At 45.0% G+C, this 19,396-nt stretch carries 14 protein-coding genes; 8 read left to right on the top strand and 6 right to left on the bottom strand.

What is annotated here, in order from left to right:
* Positions 1 to 33: 33 nt before the first annotated feature.
* Together MIS45_RS04485 and dnaG are read right to left on the bottom strand one after the other, a co-directional pair.
* Positions 34 to 1,995, bottom strand: coding sequence for a bifunctional 2',3'-cyclic-nucleotide 2'-phosphodiesterase/3'-nucleotidase (locus MIS45_RS04485; protein ID WP_249451150.1), 1,962 nt, complete (start codon positions 1,993 to 1,995; stop codon positions 34 to 36).
* Between the two features lie 173 nt (positions 1,996 to 2,168).
* The gene (dnaG, locus tag MIS45_RS04480; protein ID WP_249451149.1) at positions 2,169 to 3,932 is read right to left on the bottom strand and encodes a DNA primase; all 1,764 of its coding nucleotides are present in this window, start codon (positions 3,930 to 3,932) and stop codon (positions 2,169 to 2,171) included.
* 250 nt (positions 3,933 to 4,182) lie between these two features.
* On the opposite strand from dnaG, the gene MIS45_RS04475 reads away from it, so the two are divergent.
* Entirely contained in the window at positions 4,183 to 5,034 is an 852-nt protein-coding gene (locus tag MIS45_RS04475; protein WP_249449392.1) for a substrate-binding periplasmic protein, read from the top strand.
* A 381-nt stretch (positions 5,035 to 5,415) separates the two neighbouring features.
* On the opposite strand, the gene MIS45_RS04470 is transcribed toward MIS45_RS04475, so the two are convergent.
* Together MIS45_RS04470 and MIS45_RS04465 are read right to left on the bottom strand one after the other, a co-directional pair.
* The gene (locus tag MIS45_RS04470; protein ID WP_249451148.1) at positions 5,416 to 5,706 is read right to left on the bottom strand and encodes an anticodon-binding domain-containing protein; all 291 of its coding nucleotides are present in this window, start codon (positions 5,704 to 5,706) and stop codon (positions 5,416 to 5,418) included.
* On the bottom strand, positions 5,703 to 6,809 hold the full coding sequence (locus MIS45_RS04465; protein WP_249451147.1) for a methyltransferase: 1,107 nt from the start codon (positions 6,807 to 6,809) through the stop codon (positions 5,703 to 5,705). Before MIS45_RS04465 ends, MIS45_RS04470 begins: the two co-directional genes overlap by 4 nt.
* 286 nt (positions 6,810 to 7,095) lie before the next feature.
* Here MIS45_RS04465 and MIS45_RS04460 point away from each other — a divergent pair, with 286 nt between their 5' ends.
* The 6 genes from MIS45_RS04460 (at position 7,096) to dxs (ending at position 14,388) form a co-directional block, all read left to right on the top strand.
* Entirely contained in the window at positions 7,096 to 7,476 is a 381-nt protein-coding gene (locus MIS45_RS04460; protein ID WP_249443495.1) for a hypothetical protein, read from the top strand.
* A gap of 65 nt (positions 7,477 to 7,541) precedes the next feature.
* Positions 7,542 to 8,798 (top strand): bifunctional tetrahydrofolate synthase/dihydrofolate synthase, encoded by a 1,257-nt coding sequence (gene folC / locus MIS45_RS04455; protein WP_249451146.1) that lies wholly within the window; start codon positions 7,542 to 7,544, stop codon positions 8,796 to 8,798.
* 10 nt (positions 8,799 to 8,808) lie between these two features.
* A complete protein-coding gene (locus MIS45_RS04450) occupies positions 8,809 to 10,077 on the top strand; it encodes an SPOR domain-containing protein (protein WP_249451145.1) in 1,269 nt (422 codons plus the stop codon).
* Between the two features lie 2 nt (positions 10,078 to 10,079).
* Positions 10,080 to 10,592 (top strand): CvpA family protein, encoded by a 513-nt coding sequence (locus MIS45_RS04445; RefSeq protein WP_249451144.1) that lies wholly within the window; start codon positions 10,080 to 10,082, stop codon positions 10,590 to 10,592.
* 85 nt (positions 10,593 to 10,677) lie between these two features.
* A complete protein-coding gene (purF, locus tag MIS45_RS04440; RefSeq protein WP_249451143.1) occupies positions 10,678 to 12,210 on the top strand; it encodes an amidophosphoribosyltransferase in 1,533 nt (510 codons plus the stop codon).
* Between the two features lie 303 nt (positions 12,211 to 12,513).
* A complete protein-coding gene (dxs, locus tag MIS45_RS04435; RefSeq protein ID WP_430472156.1) occupies positions 12,514 to 14,388 on the top strand; it encodes a 1-deoxy-D-xylulose-5-phosphate synthase in 1,875 nt (624 codons plus the stop codon).
* A 290-nt stretch (positions 14,389 to 14,678) separates the two neighbouring features.
* On the opposite strand, the gene MIS45_RS04430 is transcribed toward dxs, so the two are convergent.
* Both MIS45_RS04430 and MIS45_RS04425 read right to left on the bottom strand, forming a co-directional pair.
* Complete coding sequence (locus MIS45_RS04430; protein ID WP_249451142.1) at positions 14,679 to 17,015, bottom strand: heavy metal translocating P-type ATPase; 2,337 nt, start codon at positions 17,013 to 17,015, stop codon at positions 14,679 to 14,681.
* Between the two features lie 182 nt (positions 17,016 to 17,197).
* Positions 17,198 to 17,407, bottom strand: a complete 210-nt coding sequence (locus tag MIS45_RS04425; RefSeq protein ID WP_249443479.1) for a heavy-metal-associated domain-containing protein — start codon at positions 17,405 to 17,407, stop codon at positions 17,198 to 17,200.
* 209 nt (positions 17,408 to 17,616) lie between these two features.
* On the opposite strand from MIS45_RS04425, the gene MIS45_RS04420 reads away from it, so the two are divergent.
* Positions 17,617 to 19,389 carry an acyl-CoA dehydrogenase family protein gene (locus tag MIS45_RS04420; RefSeq protein WP_249451337.1) on the top strand — a complete coding sequence of 591 codons (1,773 nt, stop codon included), beginning with the start codon at positions 17,617 to 17,619 and terminating at the stop codon, positions 19,387 to 19,389.
* Positions 19,390 to 19,396 lie beyond the last annotated feature (7 nt).

Here is a 19,396-nt window from a genome sequence, read left to right as displayed (position 1 = left end):
CAACGAGTTGCCCATCCTTGTATCTACTCTTGCTTATTTGACTTTTTTTCCTGACAGGTCAATGCGATACACGGCAAAACCTGTTTCATCCACTTTTTCAAATGTGTAGGAGCGCACGGCTTTTTCTTTGATGAATTGTCGTGCCAATTCACTATTGGCAGTTTCAAAATAAACATGCAAATTAGGCTGTGGCAAAGCTTTGAATGTCCAGTTTTGGTCGGCATTGGGGCGTATTTCGCCGTGTTGCTGACTATATTGACTGATGTATTGCGCCAAAACTTGGCGGTTTTCATCAGGGGCGGCGTAAATGATGTTGTTATCGCCTGTGCCTGCAAAACTACCTCCTGTAGCACGGTAGTTATTGGTAGCAACAATAAATTCGTCACTATCTTTCACGGCTTTGCCTTGATGAGTCAGTTTTTGAATACGGCGACTGCCTGAATTGACCAATTTGCACGAACCATCGTAACGGGCAGGTTGGCTGACATCAATTTCGTATTCCACTCCATCTATCACGTCAAAATTATAGGTTCGGAAACCGTTCCAATTCAGCAAGGCTTGGGGTTGGCTGCTGTTCACATCAATGTGGTTGAACATGCCTGCAGAACATTCCAGCCATTCGCGTAATTCTTTGCCCGACACTTTAACCGCATACAGGGTGTTGGGATACAAATACAAATCAGCGGCATTGCGGAAAGTCAATGTGCCTTTGTGGACTTCGGTGTAGCTGTTAGGGTCGTTTTTGCGTCCACCCGCCTTAAAGGGTGCAACGGCACTCAATACAGGCAGGTTTTTGTATTTGGGGTGGTCCTGAAAGACTTTTTTCACATAATCGATTTGGGCTTGGCTGACGATTTGCATAGTGGGATCATCTTGCACCAATGCCAAAAAGCTGAACATATTGTCAGACGATTTGCCTATGGGTTTGCCAACAAATTGACGAGTGGCTTCGTGATAAGGCTGCATCAATTTGACTATTTGTGGGTCATTTTCCACCAAAGGTTTTTTGTTTTTACTATCGTAAATGGAACGCAAATGCGATTGACTATTGACCACTTGCCATTTGCCCGAGCGATTATCCAAAGTCAAATCCATGATACCGATGTGACTGCCAAATTGACCAGGCATGGTGGCTGCTTTACCGTGAATCGTACCGTTTTGGATGTTAATGGCGGGCAGATTGGCAAATTCTTCGCTAGGAAATTGCCCGTGTGCATGACCGAATGCCACCGCATCCACGCCTGCAATTTTACTCAATTCATAGGTGGTGTTTTCTTGTTGAGCTTGATAGGCTTTTTTGGTGTCACCCAAGCCACTGTGATTCAAAACAATGACCACATCTGCACCCTGTTGTTTCATGTGCGGCACCCATTTTTTCGCGCTTGCCACAATATCATGCACCAACACTTTGCCTTCCAAATGTTTTTTGTCCCATTGCAAAATTTGAGGTGTTACCAAACCCAAAATACCCACTTTCACATTGTGTTGTTTGCCATTTTGGTCTTTCAAATTCATGAGATAAATGATGAAAGGCGTGTATTTATTTTTTCCTGTTTTGGCGTCCACCACATTGGCATTGAGTATGGGAATGTGGGTGGATTCCATCGCTTGATGCAAAAAATCCAAGCCGAAATTGAATTCGTGGTTGCCCAAAGTACTGGCATGGAACCCCAAATGTTCCAAAGCTAAATAGGCTGGGTGTTTTTCACCTTTTACCAAGCCTTTGCTTGCCATGAAATCGCCCATGGGCGCACCTTGAATCAGGTCACCATTGTCCAACAAAATATGGTTGGGATTTTCTTGTTTAGCTTGATTAATCAGCGTAGCGGTTCGAGTTAAACCGTATTGGGGATTGACTTGGTCTTTGTAATAATCAAAGTCGGTTAAATTGGTGTGGATATCACTAGTTTCAATAATGCGAAATTGAATGGGGGCGGCTACCACGTTGTGCGCCAACAATGCGCTTACAACCAAAGTTAAAGCAGTTTTTTTCATGTTTAAGACCCTTGTTGATTCAGTTATAAAAATAAGAAAAACAAACGCATTATATATGTGAATGTAAAAATATAGTTAAAGAAATTAAAATTCAGCAAGCGTAGATACAAGGCTAGGTAATTTGTTGCCCACGCGGTTTAATACAATTTTAATGTTTTCAGGCTGCCTCAATCTTATTTCCCACTCAACAAATACACCAACAATCTTTTCTCTTCCGCACTCAAATCCTCCCCTTTTTGTCGCAACCAATTCACTTGTTCTTTTTTCAGCATTTCCACCAATTTCAGCATACCATCTTGAAATTCCTGCAATTTTTCTTCACTCGCTTCACTCAAATCTTCATTGCTTTGCATCGTATTGCGGAAAATATATTCAATGATGGACGCAAACGGTGTATCACGAAAATGCTCAATCGCTTGCGCCACGCTGATGCCACCGTGCGCGCGATACATATCCGCCAATGCCAATAAACAAGCAAAATCGCCCTGTACACGCAAATAATCTGGAAACACGACATATTCCGCCCATGCTGGATTCAGCAATAAAGTACGAATTTGTTTTTGTACCAAAGTCGGCGTTTCAGGCTGCCTGAAACTTTCTCGCGGTAATTTGTAATTTTTTGCCGTAATATGCCGTTGTGGTGCAGCTTGACCCATTAAATATGCCAAATTGCTCGCATCAATGCCCGTGATTTCACTCAAAGTTTGTTTCAGCAAAAATGCCAAAGTCGGCGCGGTAATTTGGTTGAGCAAAGGTGTGGCGCGTTTGACCAATTCGGCTTTGGCTTCTTGTGTTGCCAAATCCAAATCCGCCGTCAGTGCGTCCCAAAAATAACGTGATAATGGCTTGCTTTCGTGTAACAAGGCTTCTTCAAAACGTGCTTTGCCAAATTCGCGTACAAAACTGTCAGGGTCATGTTGTTCGGGCAAAAATAGGAAATGCAGCGATTTATCGTCTTTCAACTGTGGCAACGCATTTTCCAGCGCGCGCCATGCGGCTTTTTGTCCTGCTATATCGCCATCAAAACAAAAATAAATGCTATCGGTTTGACGCATCAGCAATTTAATGTGTTCTGCGGTTGTCGCTGTTCCCAATGCTGCCACCGCGTAACCCACGCCAAATTGTGCCAATGCGACCACATCCATATAACCTTCTACCACCAAAATTCGCCCCGCATCTTTAATCGAAGCGCGTGCTTCGTATAAGCCATACAGATTTTTCCCTTTGTCAAACAAAGGGGTATCAGGTGAATTAAGGTATTTGGGTTTACTGTCGTCCAAAACTCGTCCGCCAAAACCAATCACGCTGCCTGAAAGATTGCGAATAGGGAACATGAAACGATGGCGAAAACGGTCATATTGTTTACCTTCTTGGTCAATGACCATGCCGCTGGCAATCAGTTCGCCATTGGGATACGGTTGAAAAACCTGCGCCAGCGGTGTCCAGCCTTCGGGCGCGTAACCAATGCCATAATGCGCGATGATTTCGGGCGATAAACCGCGTTTGCGAGCGTAATCCATCGCTGACAGACTGCTTTTGAGTTGTTGCGCGTAAAATTGTGCGGCGGTTTGCACGGTGGTTTCTAATGTTTGTTGCTGCTGTTTGCGTTGTGCACGTTCTGCGGCATTTTCAGGCTGCATATTGCGGTCTTGTGGCACTTTCATGCCAACTCTATCTGCTAAAATTTGCACCGCTTCGGGAAAAGTTAGCCCTTGATGTTCCATCACAAATCCAATCGCTGAACCATGTGCGCCACAACCAAAACAATGGTAAAACTGTTTGGTTGGGCTAACAGAGAAACTGGGCGATTTTTCTTTGTGAAACGGACAACATGCCATGTAATTGGCACCGCCTTTTTTCAGCGGAACATATTGGTCAATCACGTCCACAATATCGGTTTTGGCAAGTAATTCGTCTATAAATGAGTGTGGTATCATAATAATGATTTTCAGGCTGCTTGTAGAAAGAAATTATAATTATAAGAGGAAAAATTTCAGCATATCTATATGTTGCAGAAAAGTAACAACAGCATCATAAACTTATCTAATAAATACATGATTATAGGGCATTCATCAACCTTATTCTATACAAGAGTGAATACCCTACTCTATACTTTTAAAGTTCCATTCTCCAAATGGAATGTATCTCTAATTTTTACACTCATCATTTAGTTACAAAGGAACAATTATGAAGAAAAGTATTTTAGTTGCTGCTTGTTTGCTGGCTTTATCTGCATGTAGTAATGAAAGTCAAACTTCTACAAGTACACAACCAACCGAAACACCAACCTCGGCTGTTACTTCTGTAAGCAGTCAACAAGAAAGTTATATTGTCGGCACAGATGCCAGCTATCCTCCATTTGATTTTAAAGATGAACAAGGTCAAATTGCAGGTTTTGATGTAGACTTACTTAACGCCATTGCACAAAATCAAGGTTTCTCAGTGAGCTTCGTTTCACAAGCTCGCAGTGGTTTGTTTGATTCTTTAGGTTCTGGAGAATTTCAAATTTTGGCAGCTTGTTTAGGCATGCGCCCTGAACGTTTAGAAAAATCAGAAATGTCAGAACCTTATGCCTTTGCACCTAATGTGATTATGGGTAAAGAAGGCGGTACTGCCAAAACTTTGACAGATTTAAAAGATAAAAAAGTAGGTGTACAACAAGGTTCGCATTCTCAAGATTCACTCAAACATGCTGGTGTAAGCAATATTGTGCCATTTCCTAGTGTTTACGCTGCATATACCGCTTTTATACGTGGCGAAGTAGATTACGTTGCGGGTGATGCAGGCGTATTAAGTTATCACCACAGCCACCACGACACCAATGCTGCATCAGCAACAGATATACCTAAAGTCTACACATCGGTTTATGACCCAAATGAAGATGTTCGTATTGCCTTTGCTGTACAAAAAGGCAATACCGAATTAATTGGTAAAATCAATGCTGGCTTAAAAGCACTAAAAGCTGATGGTACATATGACAAAATTTATACTAAATGGTTTGGCGATGACAACAGTTTACGCGCACCAGAGAAAAAATAAGCATTTCTGACTGTATAAATACATTTTACATTTATATAAAATAATTTTAATCGATTATTTTTAATGAAGTTTTCAGGCTGCCTTTTAATTGAAAAGCAGCCTGAAAACTTTTATACACTTTTTGAAACTTTTGCAAAATTATTGTTTTCAGGCTGCCTGAACATTTTTTATCATATCTTCTGCATTTATCTCAGAACCTGTGTTCGTAAGATTGATAGCTTGATTTTATTGTCAATTCATGCGAATACAAGGCGGCTTCCCACGCCAATATTGAACATATTGGCGTGGGAAGCCAACGCAGTAGTCGTATGAAGTGGCGATAAAAGCAAGCTATTAAGATTATGAACACAGGTTCTCAAAACATCAGTAAACTAATCATGCTTATATACCAAAAAATGATTCAGGGACAGCCTGAAATGCTGCGACTTGCTGCAATAATTCTGCCCGATTATTTGGATACATGCGCACCGTATCTTCCACAAAACCAAACTCTTCGTTTATCCACATCACAGTCAGCACAAATACCGCTTCCGTTTCCGCCCAAATTGCATCATAAATAAATTGTCCATCGTCCGATGCGCCACTTAATAATTGCGGATGAGCGTATTCAACGCGATTATTTTCATTGGGTTCGCTTGCAGGCAGCCGATGATTGCTTGTCCATTTCATCATAAAACTTTCTTTTTTAAAACAAATAAATAAGTTGTCTCGCGTGCACGTGCAAATGCCAAAGGGTCGCGTAAATCGTGCGCTTTATTATGTTGTGGCGTAGTTTTCAGGCTGCTTTCTATTTCCCAACCATATTTGTCCAACCAATGTGGCAAATCATCTTTGCTACGCAAGCCCAAATGTTCCGCTAAATCCGACAAAATCAGCCACACGCGTCCATTTTCGCGCAAATGTGCCGCTGCACCACGCAAAAATGCGTGCAACATACCGTGTTCGGGGTCATACAAAGCCGTTTCCACCGCCGAAGTGGGTTTGGCGGGTAACCATGGCGGATTGCATACGATTAAATCTGCCATGTCATCGGGAAATAAATCTTGTTCTATAACCGAAACTTGTGCAGAGAAACCTAATCGCGCGATATTTTCACGCGCACATTGGGCAGCGCGTGGGTTGGTATCGGTGGCGATGATTTTTGCGATGCCGCGTTTTGCCAATAAGGCGGCTAATACGCCGCTGCCTGTGCCAATATCAAACGCAAATTGGGCGTTTTCAGGCTGCTTTGCTTGCATCAGTAAGGATAAATATTCGCCGCGAATAGGGGAAAATACGCCGAAAGGGACATGGATTTTGTCGTCCAATTCAGCGATGGCTACGCCTTTTTTGTGCCATTCGTGTGCGCCAATAAATCCAAGTAATTGATTGAGTGGTAACAGGAATTTTTCGCTATTGTGTTCGCCATAAACGTCCAATAAGGCAGCCTGAATATTGGGTGCGCGTGGTAAATTCAGTTGCAAATCGGCTTGGATTTCTACCAATAACATATTGACCAAACGGGCGGTTTGCGATTGTGCCAAGCGGTGTTTGTGAAACGCGGTAGTGGGGTCGGTTTCGTGTTTGGGTTTGGGCTGCACACGCTTTTTGATGGCGGATAGGACTTGTTTGGCATTGTGAAAATCGCCCTGCCAAACGGTGGCGATGTTGTTGCGTGCATTTTGAATGATGTGGTCAGCAGAAGTTTCACGCACGGCGATGGCTTCGCGGGGTGGTTTTTGTGTGCTTTCGTTGCGGTATTCGCTTGGGGTATTTTGGTAGAGTAGGGTTGCCATGATGCAGCCTGAAAAAATGTGGATGGTTGTGGATTATAGTATAGGTAAAGGCCTTTGCAAAACCTATTCAGGCTGCCTGAAAACTCGTGTATCAGATACTTGTATATTACAATTTTTAAATAAAAATAGACAGTTATAATAATATAAGAAATGTCGGATTCAAGAATCAGACCTACAATTTCGAGTTTTACAAAGGTTTCAGCCTGAAAACCAATTTTTAAGCTTTCAGGCTGCCTAAAACGCAGTATAATCTTATCTCATCAAATTTATAAACCAAGGAGTCATCATGTCTCGTTCTGTTTTGACTGCCACATTCGCCACACTATTATTATCCGCCTGCGCGCTCACGCCCGAAGAACAAGCACAGCGCGCTGCCGAACAAAAAAAATTTGAAGAAAATCTACAAGTTGCCCTTGCTGAACAATGCGATAAAGATACCGCTGATTTGATGCGCGAACAATTTGACCAACGCGAATACGCATCCGAAAAAGAAAAACAAGATTTCAAACTGCGTTATGTAGAAAAAATCAATGAACCGATGTTCCAATCGTGCTACAAAATGGCATGGCAAAATTATTTGGCGCAACAGCGTTTACACGAAATCCGCAACGCCTACTATCACGATTGGCGCTGGCGTTCGCCTTTCTGGCATCCATGGTATTGGTAATTTTCCCGATAATAAAATTAGGCAGCCTGAAACCTTTCAGGCTGCCTTTCACACCGAAATAAATCATGCAAAAAACACTTTCACAATGGCTCGCGCATTTAGAAACCGCGCATTCTAATGGTTTGATTGATATGGGTTTAACACGCATCACCCAAGTCAAAAACGCCATGCAACTTACCCCCACCTGCCCCATCATCATCGTGGGCGGTACCAATGGCAAAGGTTCAACCTGTGCCTTTTTGTCGCACATTTACCGCGCTGCAGGTTACACGGTCGGCACGCTGACCAGCCCACATTTATTGCGTTTCAACGAACGCATCGCACTCAACTGCCAAGCCGTTGATGATGCCAAAATTGTCGCCGCCTTTGAACGCATTGAAGTCGCACGCGGCGACATTTCGCTGACTTATTTTGAATTTAACACCCTTGCCGCCGTAGATATTTTCCAACGAGAAAATGTGGACGTGATGATTTTGGAAGTCGGCTTGGGCGGACGTTTGGACGCAGTCAATATTTTTGATGCCGATTGCACCATCATCACCAGCGTGGATTTAGACCACCAAAATTTTTTAGGCGACACCATAGAACAAGTGGGCTACGAAAAAGCAGGCATCTTCCGCGCCCACACACCCGCCATTTGTGGACAAAATCCACCACCACAAACCATGATAAATTACGCCGCAGAAATCGGCGCAGATTTACACATCGTACAACACGATTTTACTTATCAAATTCATGAAAACACATGGGATTTTTCAGGCAGCCTGAACATACAATCTCTGCCCCACCCTGCCCTACACGGCTCGTATCAATTCAACAACGCCGCCTGTGCGCTACAAGCCATAGGCAGCCTGAAAACACAGTTGCCCGTTTCAACAAACGCCATCGCACAAGGTTTACAAAGCGCAACCAATATTGGGCGCTTCCAAATTGTACAACAAAATCCGATGGTTATTTTAGATGTCGGACACAATCCACACGCCGCACGCGCTTTGTCGGATAATTTCAAAAACTTACCCACCGCCACAAAACGCATTGCCGTATTCAGTATTTTGGCAGATAAAGACATTGACGGCGTATTAGGCAGCCTGAAAAACGATTTTGATGATTGGTATATCGCCCCATTGGATATGCCACGTGGCATGAATAGCACAGATTTATTGGCAAAAATGCAGCAAAATAATATTTCATCTATCAAAATATTCCAGAATATTCAGGCTGCCTATCAAGCTGCCTTATCCGATGCACAAGAACATGATAGAATTACCATTTTTGGCTCATTCCACACCGTGAGCGAGATTGCTCAAATGCTTATTGCTTGAAAGAATTTCCATGAATCAACCCAATAAAGACCAACAATACGAATACGAAATTATCTCTGAATATGAGTTGCTCAAACGCAAAAACCGTCGCCGTTTGATTGGCGCAGGTGCGATTACTTTATTGGCAGGTAGCCTATTTGCTGCCGTTGCTAGCAATGAACCCAAAGAGCAACCTCAACCAATTGTTTATCAACAACAAAAACCAAAAAAAATACAAAAAGAAGTTTTACGACCAACTGACTTAAGCAAGAATCAAGCATCAGATACAGTAACTGCAAGTTCAACTGATAATGTGCAACAAACAACAAATAATCATGCCATTAAAAATACACAACAACAAACTGCTGATGAACACACCAATCGTAAAAATACGACCATCACACCTAAATTAACCACATTATCAAGTAGTAATGCTTTACGCGCCGATGAAATGATAGCCGAAGCACCACAAACGGAAAATAAACGTTCTGTTCCCGAAACTGCACGTCAATTAACCGAAATTGCCAGTCCTGCACCATTGACAAAATCAACTACGCCTAAATCAAACATTCGTGATGACCAATTACGCACAACTGATTCCGTTGCAAAGAGTGCAGATGGTTCACAAGAAACGGCTGCACAAGCACGCAAACGCCGTCAAGAAGAACGTCGTTTGGCGCGTGAAGAAGCGGCGCGTAAAAAAGAAATGGAAAAACGCGAACGTGAACTGGCTAAACAACGTGCCGAACAAGCGCGCATTGCCAAAGCACGTGAAGATGAACGCCGCCGTCGAGAAGCACAAGCCATTTCTGCCAAAGCGGAAGCCGAACGTTTAGCACGACAACGCGCAACTGCGGAACGTGCGCGTCAAGCACAATTAGCCGCAGAACGTGCGCGTCAGGCAGAACGTGAAAAAATTCAAGCACAACAACGTGCTGCCAATGAGCAACAACGTCGTTTGATTGCTGCTCGTGCCGCCGAACAACAGCGAAGTCGTGCTGCAGAAGAAGCAGCTCGTAAAGCAACCGAACGCAAAACAGCAACCGCTTCTACCAATAAAAATAGTAGTGGCAAAGTAATTGTCCAAGCTGGCGCATTTCGTGAACGTGACCGTGCCTTGCAAGTACAACAAAAATTACGCAGCCTGAACTATTCTTCACGCATTGAAGAAATTAATACTTCTAAAGGTAAAATGTATCGTGTTCAGACAGGTACATTTGCCAACCGCAATGAAGCAGAACAAGCTGCTGCTAAAATGAAAAGCCGTGGCTTAGGTGGCATGGTAATTGAACATAAATAATTATGACGACTTTTGACTTAATTACATTAGGCATATTGTTATGCTGCATTATCGTATCAGTCATGCGAGGGCTGGTAGGCGAAGTTCTTGCGTTTGCCAGCTTCATCATTGGCTTACTGATTGCCAAAATGTTCGCTGCCGATGTTGCTGATATTATTTTTACATCCATGCGCCCTCGTGAAATAGCGGTTATTTTCGCTTTTGTGATAACCTATATCGTGGCACGAGTGTGCGTGGCTATTTTGCATGAAATGCTGGATTTATTTATCAAAAAAACTCGTCTATCACATATTAATCGCATATTGGGTGGTATTTTGGGTGCAATTAAGGGGGTGATTATCATCAGCATCGGCACACTTGCTTGTTCATTTAGTGAATTACCCAGTCATCCCGAGTGGGTTAATGCCAAAACTTCCCCTTTTTTTGAAAAAACGGCTATGTTAGGCACACCCTATCTCCCTTCTTTTTTAGCTGACCAAATTCAATTTAATCATGAAAAAGACAGCCTGAAATAACCCTCTTCCGATGATAAAACCAATAGAAAATTAAATTCATCACACAAAAAATCTTCCTCTACAACACCAACGGAGTAAAACCAATATGTGCGGCGTATTAGGCATCATTGCACACGAATCTGTTAATCAACTGCTCTATGATGGTTTACAAATGTTGCAACATCGCGGTCAAGATGCGGCAGGCATTGTTACCACACAAAATGGCAGTTTTCATATGCACAAAGGCAAAGGCATGGTGCGCGAAGTATTCCGCACACGCAATATGCGCGATTTGCACGGTAATGCAGGCATCGCGCATGTGCGCTATCCTACCGCAGGCAATGCAGGCAGCCCAGCTGAAGCGCAACCATTTTATGTCAGCTCACCTTTCGGTATTGTCTTGGCACACAATGGTAATTTGACCAATACCGAAGAATTGTATCAAGAAGTGTATGCCAAATATTTACGCCATGTGAACACACAATCGGACAGCGAAGTATTGCTCAACGTATTTGCACATGAAATTCGCAGTGCCGTTGCCGCCAACGCCGACCCTTTGCGTTTAACAGTAGATAATATTTTTGATGCCGTAGAAAAAGTGCATCAACGTGTACGCGGTGCATACGGTGTCGTTGCCATGATTGCAGGTTATGGCTTGGTAGCGTTCCGCGACCCCAAAGGCATTCGTCCGCTCGTGTTGGGCAAACGTGAAGATAAAGGCAAAACTTCATGGGCAGTTGCCAGCGAAAGCGTGGTATTTGGCGGTTTGGCGTATGATTTGGTGCGCGATGTTGAGCCAGCCGAAGCCATTTTTATTGATTTTGATGGCAATATTCACAGTCGCAAGTTTTCAGGCAGCCTGAAACCTTGTTTATTTGAATTTGTTTATTTTGCCCGACCCGATAGTGTGATTGATGGTGTATCCGTGTACCAAGCGCGTGCCGATATGGGCGTTACTTTGGCAGAAAAAGTCAAACGTGCCATTTCTTTGGATGAAATTGATGTAGTGATGCCGATTCCAGACACCAGCCGTCCCAGTGCGATGGAATTAGCGCATCATTTAAATAAACCTTACCGTGAAGGGCTTATCAAAAATCGCTATATTGGACGCACGTTTATCATGCCAGGGCAAGCCACGCGCAAAAAATCTGTTCGTCAAAAACTCAACCCCATTCCTAGCGAATTTGTGGGCAAAAATGTATTATTGGTGGACGACAGCATTGTGCGCGGTACAACCAGTCGCGAAATTGTGAATATGGTGCGTGAAAGTGGCGCAAAAAAAGTTTTCTTGGCATCCGCCGCGCCCGAAGTACGTTTCCCCAATGTGTACGGCATTGATATGCCCACACGCGAAGAATTGATTGCCAATGGGCGTAGCGTGGAAGAAATTGCCGCAGAAGTTCATGCCGATGCAGTTATTTTTCAAGATTTGGCAGATTTAGAAGCAGCAATTATCAAACTCAATCCTAAAATTGAAGGATTTGATGATTCATGTTTTTCAGGCTGCTATATCACTGGCGATATTGATGAAGCATATTTGGATAATTTATCTGCCAGTAAGCATCAACCGAAAACACGCCCACAACCCTCTATCATTGATTACAGTGTGAATATTGATAATAGTGATACGGATGAATAGTGTGAAACTATTATAAAAAAACGTTTCATTAAAAACTAAAAACAACTACTGCTACTATAATTATAGTAGATTCAATTTAAATCAGGACAAGGCGACAGCGACCGCCGTGTACACCTAGTACATAAGGAGCTGGCAACGCTGTACTGGTTTAAATTGAATTCACTATAAAGGCAGCCTGAATAGGTTTTGCAAAGGTTTCAGGCTGCCTTTATTCTACGGAAACTCTATTGATGCCTCTCCTTTCTCAACCTATCTTGTAGTACAATCCCACCCAATTTTATCTATTACACGCAACAACAAATCATGAATACGCCCTTACTTGACCAAATTAACTCCCCTGCCGACTTGCGCCAAATGAAAGAAAACCAGTTGCCCGCAGTTGCAGCTGAATTACGCCAATTTTTATTAGACAGCGTTGCCCAAACAGGCGGACATTTTGCCAGCAATCTTGGCGCGGTAGAGCTGACCGTTGCATTGCATTATATTTACAATACGCCCACAGACCATTTGGTTTGGGACGTGGGGCATCAGTCGTATCCACACAAAATCTTAACAGGGCGCAAAAATCTGATGCACACCATGCGGCAATACGGCGGTTTGGCAGGTTTTCCCAAACGCAGCGAAAGTGAATATGACGTATTTGGCGTGGGACATTCTTCTACTTCCATCGGCGCGGCGTTGGGCATGGCTATTGCCGACAAATTGGCAGGGCGAGACAATCGCAGCGTGGCAATTATTGGCGATGGCGCGATGACCGCTGGACAAGCCTTTGAAGCCTTAAATTGCGCTGGCGATATGGACGTGAATTTACTCGTGATTTTGAACGATAACGAAATGTCTATTTCACACAATGTCGGCGCATTGCCCAAACATTTGGCACGTCATGTGATGCGTGATATGCGCGGCGTGTTGCATGAAATCAAACAACATTCCACCAAAGTGTTGGACAAATTACCCGTTGTCAAAGAAATCGCCGAAAAAGCAGAAAGCACCATTAAAACCATCGCCAGCGAAGGCGAACATCTGCATCAATCCTTGTCTTTATTTGAAAATTTTGGTTTTGAATACACAGGCGCGGTAGATGGGCATAATGTGGAACAACTGGTTCATGTTTTGCGCGAATTGCGTGAGAAAAAAGGACCGCAACTGCTGCACGTCATCACCAAAAAAGGACAAGGTTACAAATTAGCCGAAAATGACCCAATTAAATATCACGCGATTGGTAAAGCACCTGCCAATACAGAAGGCAGCCTGAAAACGCCGCCGACTTATACCCAAGTATTCGGGCAATGGTTGATTGACCAAGCCAGCGCAGATGAAAAATTGGTGGCAATTACCCCTGCCATGAGCGAAGGCAGCGGTTTGGTAGCCTATGAAAAACAATTCCCAAGCCGTTTTTTTGATGTAGGCATTGCTGAACAACATGCCGTTACCTTTGCCGCAGGTTTGTCCACGCAAGGCGCGAAACCTGTGGTTGCCATTTATTCCACCTTTTTGCAACGCGCTTATGACCAATTGGTACACGATGTTGCCTTGCAAAATTTGCCCGTCTTATTCGCGATTGACCGAGGTGGCATTGTCGGCGCAGATGGTCCCACTCACGCAGGTGTTTATGATTTGAGCTATTTGCGTTGTATTCCGAATTTGGTTATCGCCACACCGAGTAATGAACAAGAATGCCGTGATTTATTAAGCACTTGTTATGCATTAAATCAACCAACAGCGGTGCGTTATCCGCGTGGTACAGGCTTGGGTTTAACCGTAGAAAGCAGCCTGAAAACCGTGCCTGTTGGCAAAGGCATAGTACGCCGCGAAGGAAAACGTGTGGCATTTATCGCTTTTGGTAGCATGGTACAAGCCACATTGACGGTTGCTGAAAAATTGGACGCAACGGTGGCAGATATGCGTTTTGTGAAACCAATTGACGAAGCATTGTTGCAACAATTGGCGCAAACACACGATTATTTGATATGCGTGGAAGAAAATGCCGTGCAAGGTGGTGCAGGCAGTGCAGTTTTGGAAACATTAGCCGCCCAAGGCAGCCTGAAACCAATTTTATTGTGTGGTATTCCCGATGTGGTTACCGAACATGGCGATGCGGCTTTATTGCTGGATAAAATGGGATTAAGCGCAACGGCTTTGGAAGCGCGCGTACGAGATTGGTTAGCGGATAAATAATATAAAAGGCAGCCTGAAAATGAAATATGGGTTTTCATGCTGCCTATAATCATTATATTTTTTGATATTAAGATGTTTTTTGTATAAATAACTCAATAATTATTGTGGATTCAATTTAAATCAGGACAAGGCGACAGCTACCGCCGTGTACACCTAGTACTAAAGGAGCTGGAAACGCTGTACTGGTTTAAATTGAATTCACTATCAAATAAGTTTTCAGGCTGCCTTACGGTACACGACAAAAAATGATTTCCGTAGCCCGACATAATGACTGTGAAGCAGCCTGAAACTTAAAAGTTTTGTTTTTTCAATCTTAAAGCATTGCCCAACACTGACACGGAACTCATCGCCATCATCGCCCCCGCCATCACAGGCGTGAGCAGCCCTATCGCGGCAAATGGAATCCCCAGTAAATTGTAAATAAAGGCAAAAAATAAATTTTGTTTAATCGTGCGTACGGTGGCGCGTGCAGTCAATAAACCGTCCGCCAATTGTTGGATGGACGGTTTGACCAACACCGCGTCCGCGCTCTGTTCTGCGATGTCGGTGCTGCCGCGTACGGCAAAACCAACGTCCGCCAACGCTAAAGCGGGCGCGTCATTTATGCCATCGCCCACCATGGCTACGCGTACGCCTGTTTGTTTGAGTTGTTGGATAAATTCGGCTTTTTGGCGCGGCGATTGGTTGCCGTGCGCCATGTGTTCGGGCAACCCCAGTTGTTGGGCGATGTGTTGGACGGTGGCGGCGTGGTCGCCACTCAAAATGTGGACGTGTATGCCGTGTTCGCGCAAACGGGTGATGGCGGCGTGGCTGTCGGGTTTGAGTGGGTCGGCAAGGGCAAATGCGCCCAGTGCTTGATTGTTTAATGAGACGGCAACTAGGCTGGCGATTTGCCAAATGTTTTCAGGCTGCCTGAAATTTGCTCCCTCCCCCGACTGGCGGGGGAGGGCTGGGGTGGGGGTGGAGTTTTCAGGCGCAACCCAATTGGCATTGTCTGTGCTGTTTTGCCCCCACCCTAACCCTCCCCCGTTTGAGACGGGGGAGGGGATAGATTGCTGATAATTATTCAGGCTGCCTGAAACGCTCACATTCTTGTTTTCCAATAAAAAATCAGGCAGCCTGAAACCACAAAAATCTAATTTCCCCACTTTCACATTACCCATGCCCACAATGTCCGCGCTAATGCCTTCGCCCGCGACTGTGTTCACATTTTCTATGGGCAAATCAGCCAGTTCACGCTTATCCGCTTCTGCGACAATCGTCGCCGCCAAAGGGTGCGCCGCGTGACGTTCTACCGCCGCCGCGATTTGTAATAGTTTGGTTTCATCTGTATTGTGTGCTGTCCAAATGGCGGCAATATCGGGTTTGCCCTGTGTGATGGTGCCTGTTTTGTCTAAAATAATGTGTTCAATTGCGCCAGCGGCTTCCAACGCCGCCGCATTTTTAAACCACACGCCATGTCGTACCGCCACGCCCATGCCCGCCATCATCGCGGCTGGTGTTGCCAAACCCAAAGCGCACGGACACGCCACCACCAACACCGCCACCGCACGCACCAACGCCGCCGTCAAATCGCCCAAAATAAGCCAAGTTAAAATCAATGTGATGGCGGAAATGGCTAACACGGTTGGCACAAACACCGCTGCCACTTTGTCCGCCAAACGCGCAATCGGAGCTTTGCTGCCCTGCGCGTCCGCCAACGCCGCCACCATATCGCCCAATAGCGTGTCGCCGCCCAAACTTTCGGCGCGATAGTCCATGCTGCCTGAAAGAATGGAACCTGCTAATACTTTGTCGCCTAGTGTTTTGTAAACGGGTTGGCTTTCGCCTGTGAGATGACTTTCGTCTGCCCATGCTTCGCCTGCAATCACTTCGCCGTCTGCCGCGACACGACCGCCGTGTACGCAACGTAAAATATCGCCAATTTTAATTGTGTCCAATGGCTGCGTTATCCAGTTTTCATTTTGGTAAACAAGGACTTCACGCGGCGTGAGTTGCAGCAATGCGCCAAGTGCGTTCAGGCTGCCACGTTTGGTTTTCGCTTCCCAATATTTGCCCAGCGACACAAACGCCAACACCATCACCCCTGCTTCAAAATACACATGATGGCTGCCATGTCCCGCCAGCACCATGCCCAGCGAATACAGATAAATCGCCACAGTCCCCATAGAAACCAGCACGTCCATATTCGCCGCACCGCCGCGCACACTCGCCACCGCGCCGTGATAAAAGGGCAAGGCGAAATAAGTTTGCGCTGCCGTTGCCAACACAATTTGCGCCCAAAGCGGCGGCATCAGCGCGTGTGAACCAAACATCATGCCCAGCATACCCCACATAAACGGTGCAGCCATCGCCAGCAAAGCCCACACGCGCCAATGGGTTTCGTGGTTGTTTTCAGGCTGCTCCGTATTGGGTAAGGCAGCCTGAAAACCTGTTTTTTCAATGATTTGGATTAGTTCATTGGGCGTGGTGCGTGTGTCATCAAATGCAATTTGTGCGGTTTCGCCTGCAAAATTGACGGTGGCGGATTGGACAAAATCTTTTTTATTCAATACTTTTTCAATGCGATTGGCGCAAGCTTGGCAGGTCATGCCGCGTATGTTTAGGTTGATGTGTTGGGTGGGCATTTTTTGGGGTCTCCGAAAATGGGTTCAGGCTGCCTAAAAGGGGATTTTACTCCTTATCAGGCTGCCTGAAATATAAAGGGCGGATATAAAAATCCATCCCCTGTTTTTATGGTTAAGTTTTCTGAAAATGATGTTTTTCGTTTCAGGCAGCCTGAAAACCTTTCAGGCTGCCTGTTTTGAGTTTACACCACTACATCAAACCCAGCGTCTTCCACCACATCAATTAATGCCGCCACATTGGTCTGCGCCGAATCAAATTGCACCACTGCCGTGCCACTTGCCAAATCCACTTGTGCGTTTGCCACACCAGTCGTTTCGCTCAAAACACGCGTTACGCTGCTAACACAGCCACCGCAGGTCATGCCGTCAATTTTTAGGGTTATCGTTTCCATACGCCAAACCTTTCTATCACGATTAAAAAAACACATCATAAACCTAAACCACAGGTTAAAGTCAAATATTTTTATTTTTTCAGGCTGCCTCTATTCCAATGCAGCTTGAAAAATATTTGCGTTTATACAAAAAAATCACACACAGCACTTTGCAATTCACGCAATTAGGCATACAGTTCTATTATCAATCACACGACAAAGGATTTACCATGAATTACCGCGTTCCCCTAACCGAACTCCGTTTTGCACTCCATGTCAATGGCAGGCTGCCTGAAATCTTAAATTTGCCTGCCTATCAAGAAGTGGATACCGACACTGTACACGCTATTTTGGACGAGGCCGCTCATTTTGCCGAACAAGAATGGGCACCCACCAACCGTACTGGCGATTTGAACGGCGCAAAACTGTCCGATGGCCATGTACACACCCACGAAGATTTACAACGTGCCTACCAATCATTCTGCGAAACAGGTTGGGCAGGATTGCGTGCACCCACCAAATTTGGAGGACAAGGTCTGCCATCGTTGGTTTCCGCTGCTTGTGAAGAAATGTGGTGTGCAGCAAATTTATCACTGTCGTTGCTACCGATGCTGACCATTGCAGCGGTGGACACCTTGTCTAAACACGGTAGCGAAGCACAACAGCAAACATATCTGCCCAAAATGTGTACAGGCGAATGGGCAGGCACGATGAATTTATCCGAAGCCAACGCTGGCACGGATTTAGCCCAAGTCGCTACTAAAGCCGTACCGCAAGACGATGGTAGTTATCGCATCACAGGGCAAAAAATCTTCATTACTTGGGGCGAACACGATTTAGCCGAAAACATCATTCATCTGGTTTTGGCGCGTTTACCCGATGCCGCGACAGGGGTAAACGGCATTTCTTTGTTTATCGTCCCCAAATATTTAGTCAATGATGATGGCAGTTTAGGCGAACGCAATTCAGTACAAGTGATTGGTTTGGAACATAAAATGGGCATTCACGCCAGCCCAACTTGCACCTTGCAATTTGACAATGCACTCGGCTATATGGTAGGACGTGCAGGCAAAGGCTTGGCATACATGTTTACCATGATGAAACAAGCGCGTTTGAATGTCGGCATTGAAGCGCATGCGGTGGCAGAACGTGCTTATCAAAACGCGCTTGCCTACGCCAAAGAACGTGTACAAGGACGCGATGTCTCAAGCGACAATCCGCAAGCCGTGCCGATTATTCATCATGCCGATGTGCGCCGTATGTTATTGACACAAAAAGCAACTTTGGCAGCACAACGCGCTTTGTATGTGCGTACAGCCGCATTAAGCGATTTGGCAAGTCATTGCGAAGACAATGTAGCGCGCAAACAATATGAGCGCGAATTGGATTTACTCGTGCCATTGATTAAAGCATGGTTGAGCGACAATGGCGTAGTTTTAAGCAATTTGGCGATGCAAGTATTTGGCGGCGCAGGATTTGTGGAAGAAACAGGCGTGGCACAATTTGTCCGCGATGTGCGTATCACGCCGATTTACGAAGGCACCAACGGCATTCAAGCGGAAGATTTTGCAGGGCGCAAAACCACCGCCAAAGATGGCGCATTGCCATTGAGTTTGTTGCAAGAAGGCGCAGATTTGGCGATGCAATTACACGAAACCGATGCGTATAGCGCAGCGAATATTTTGTCCGCGATTGATGTAGCACAACGCAGCATCGCCAAATTGGTGGAATGGTCAGGGCAGCCTGAAAAAATCGGCGCGGCAGCAAGTGTTTATTTGCAGCAAATGGGTTTGACTTTGGGCGCGATTGAATTGATGCGTGGCGTGTTGGCATTGCGTTCAGGCAGCCTGAAAGATGAATTGGATTTATCCGATGATTTTTGCACGGCTCAAACGCAAATTTTCCAAGCGTATAGCGCGTATGTGTTGCCACAAGTACATGGTTTGTATGAACAAATTGTGGGTAGTGAAACGATTTTAGATGTAGCATTGGATAATTTTTAATCAATCA

The organism is Wielerella bovis, from assembly GCF_022354465.1.
Lineage (GTDB): Bacteria > Pseudomonadota > Gammaproteobacteria > Burkholderiales > Neisseriaceae > Wielerella > Wielerella bovis.
Note: the sequence above shows the minus strand (reverse complement) of the source record. Positions and strands in the feature narration are given on the sequence as shown.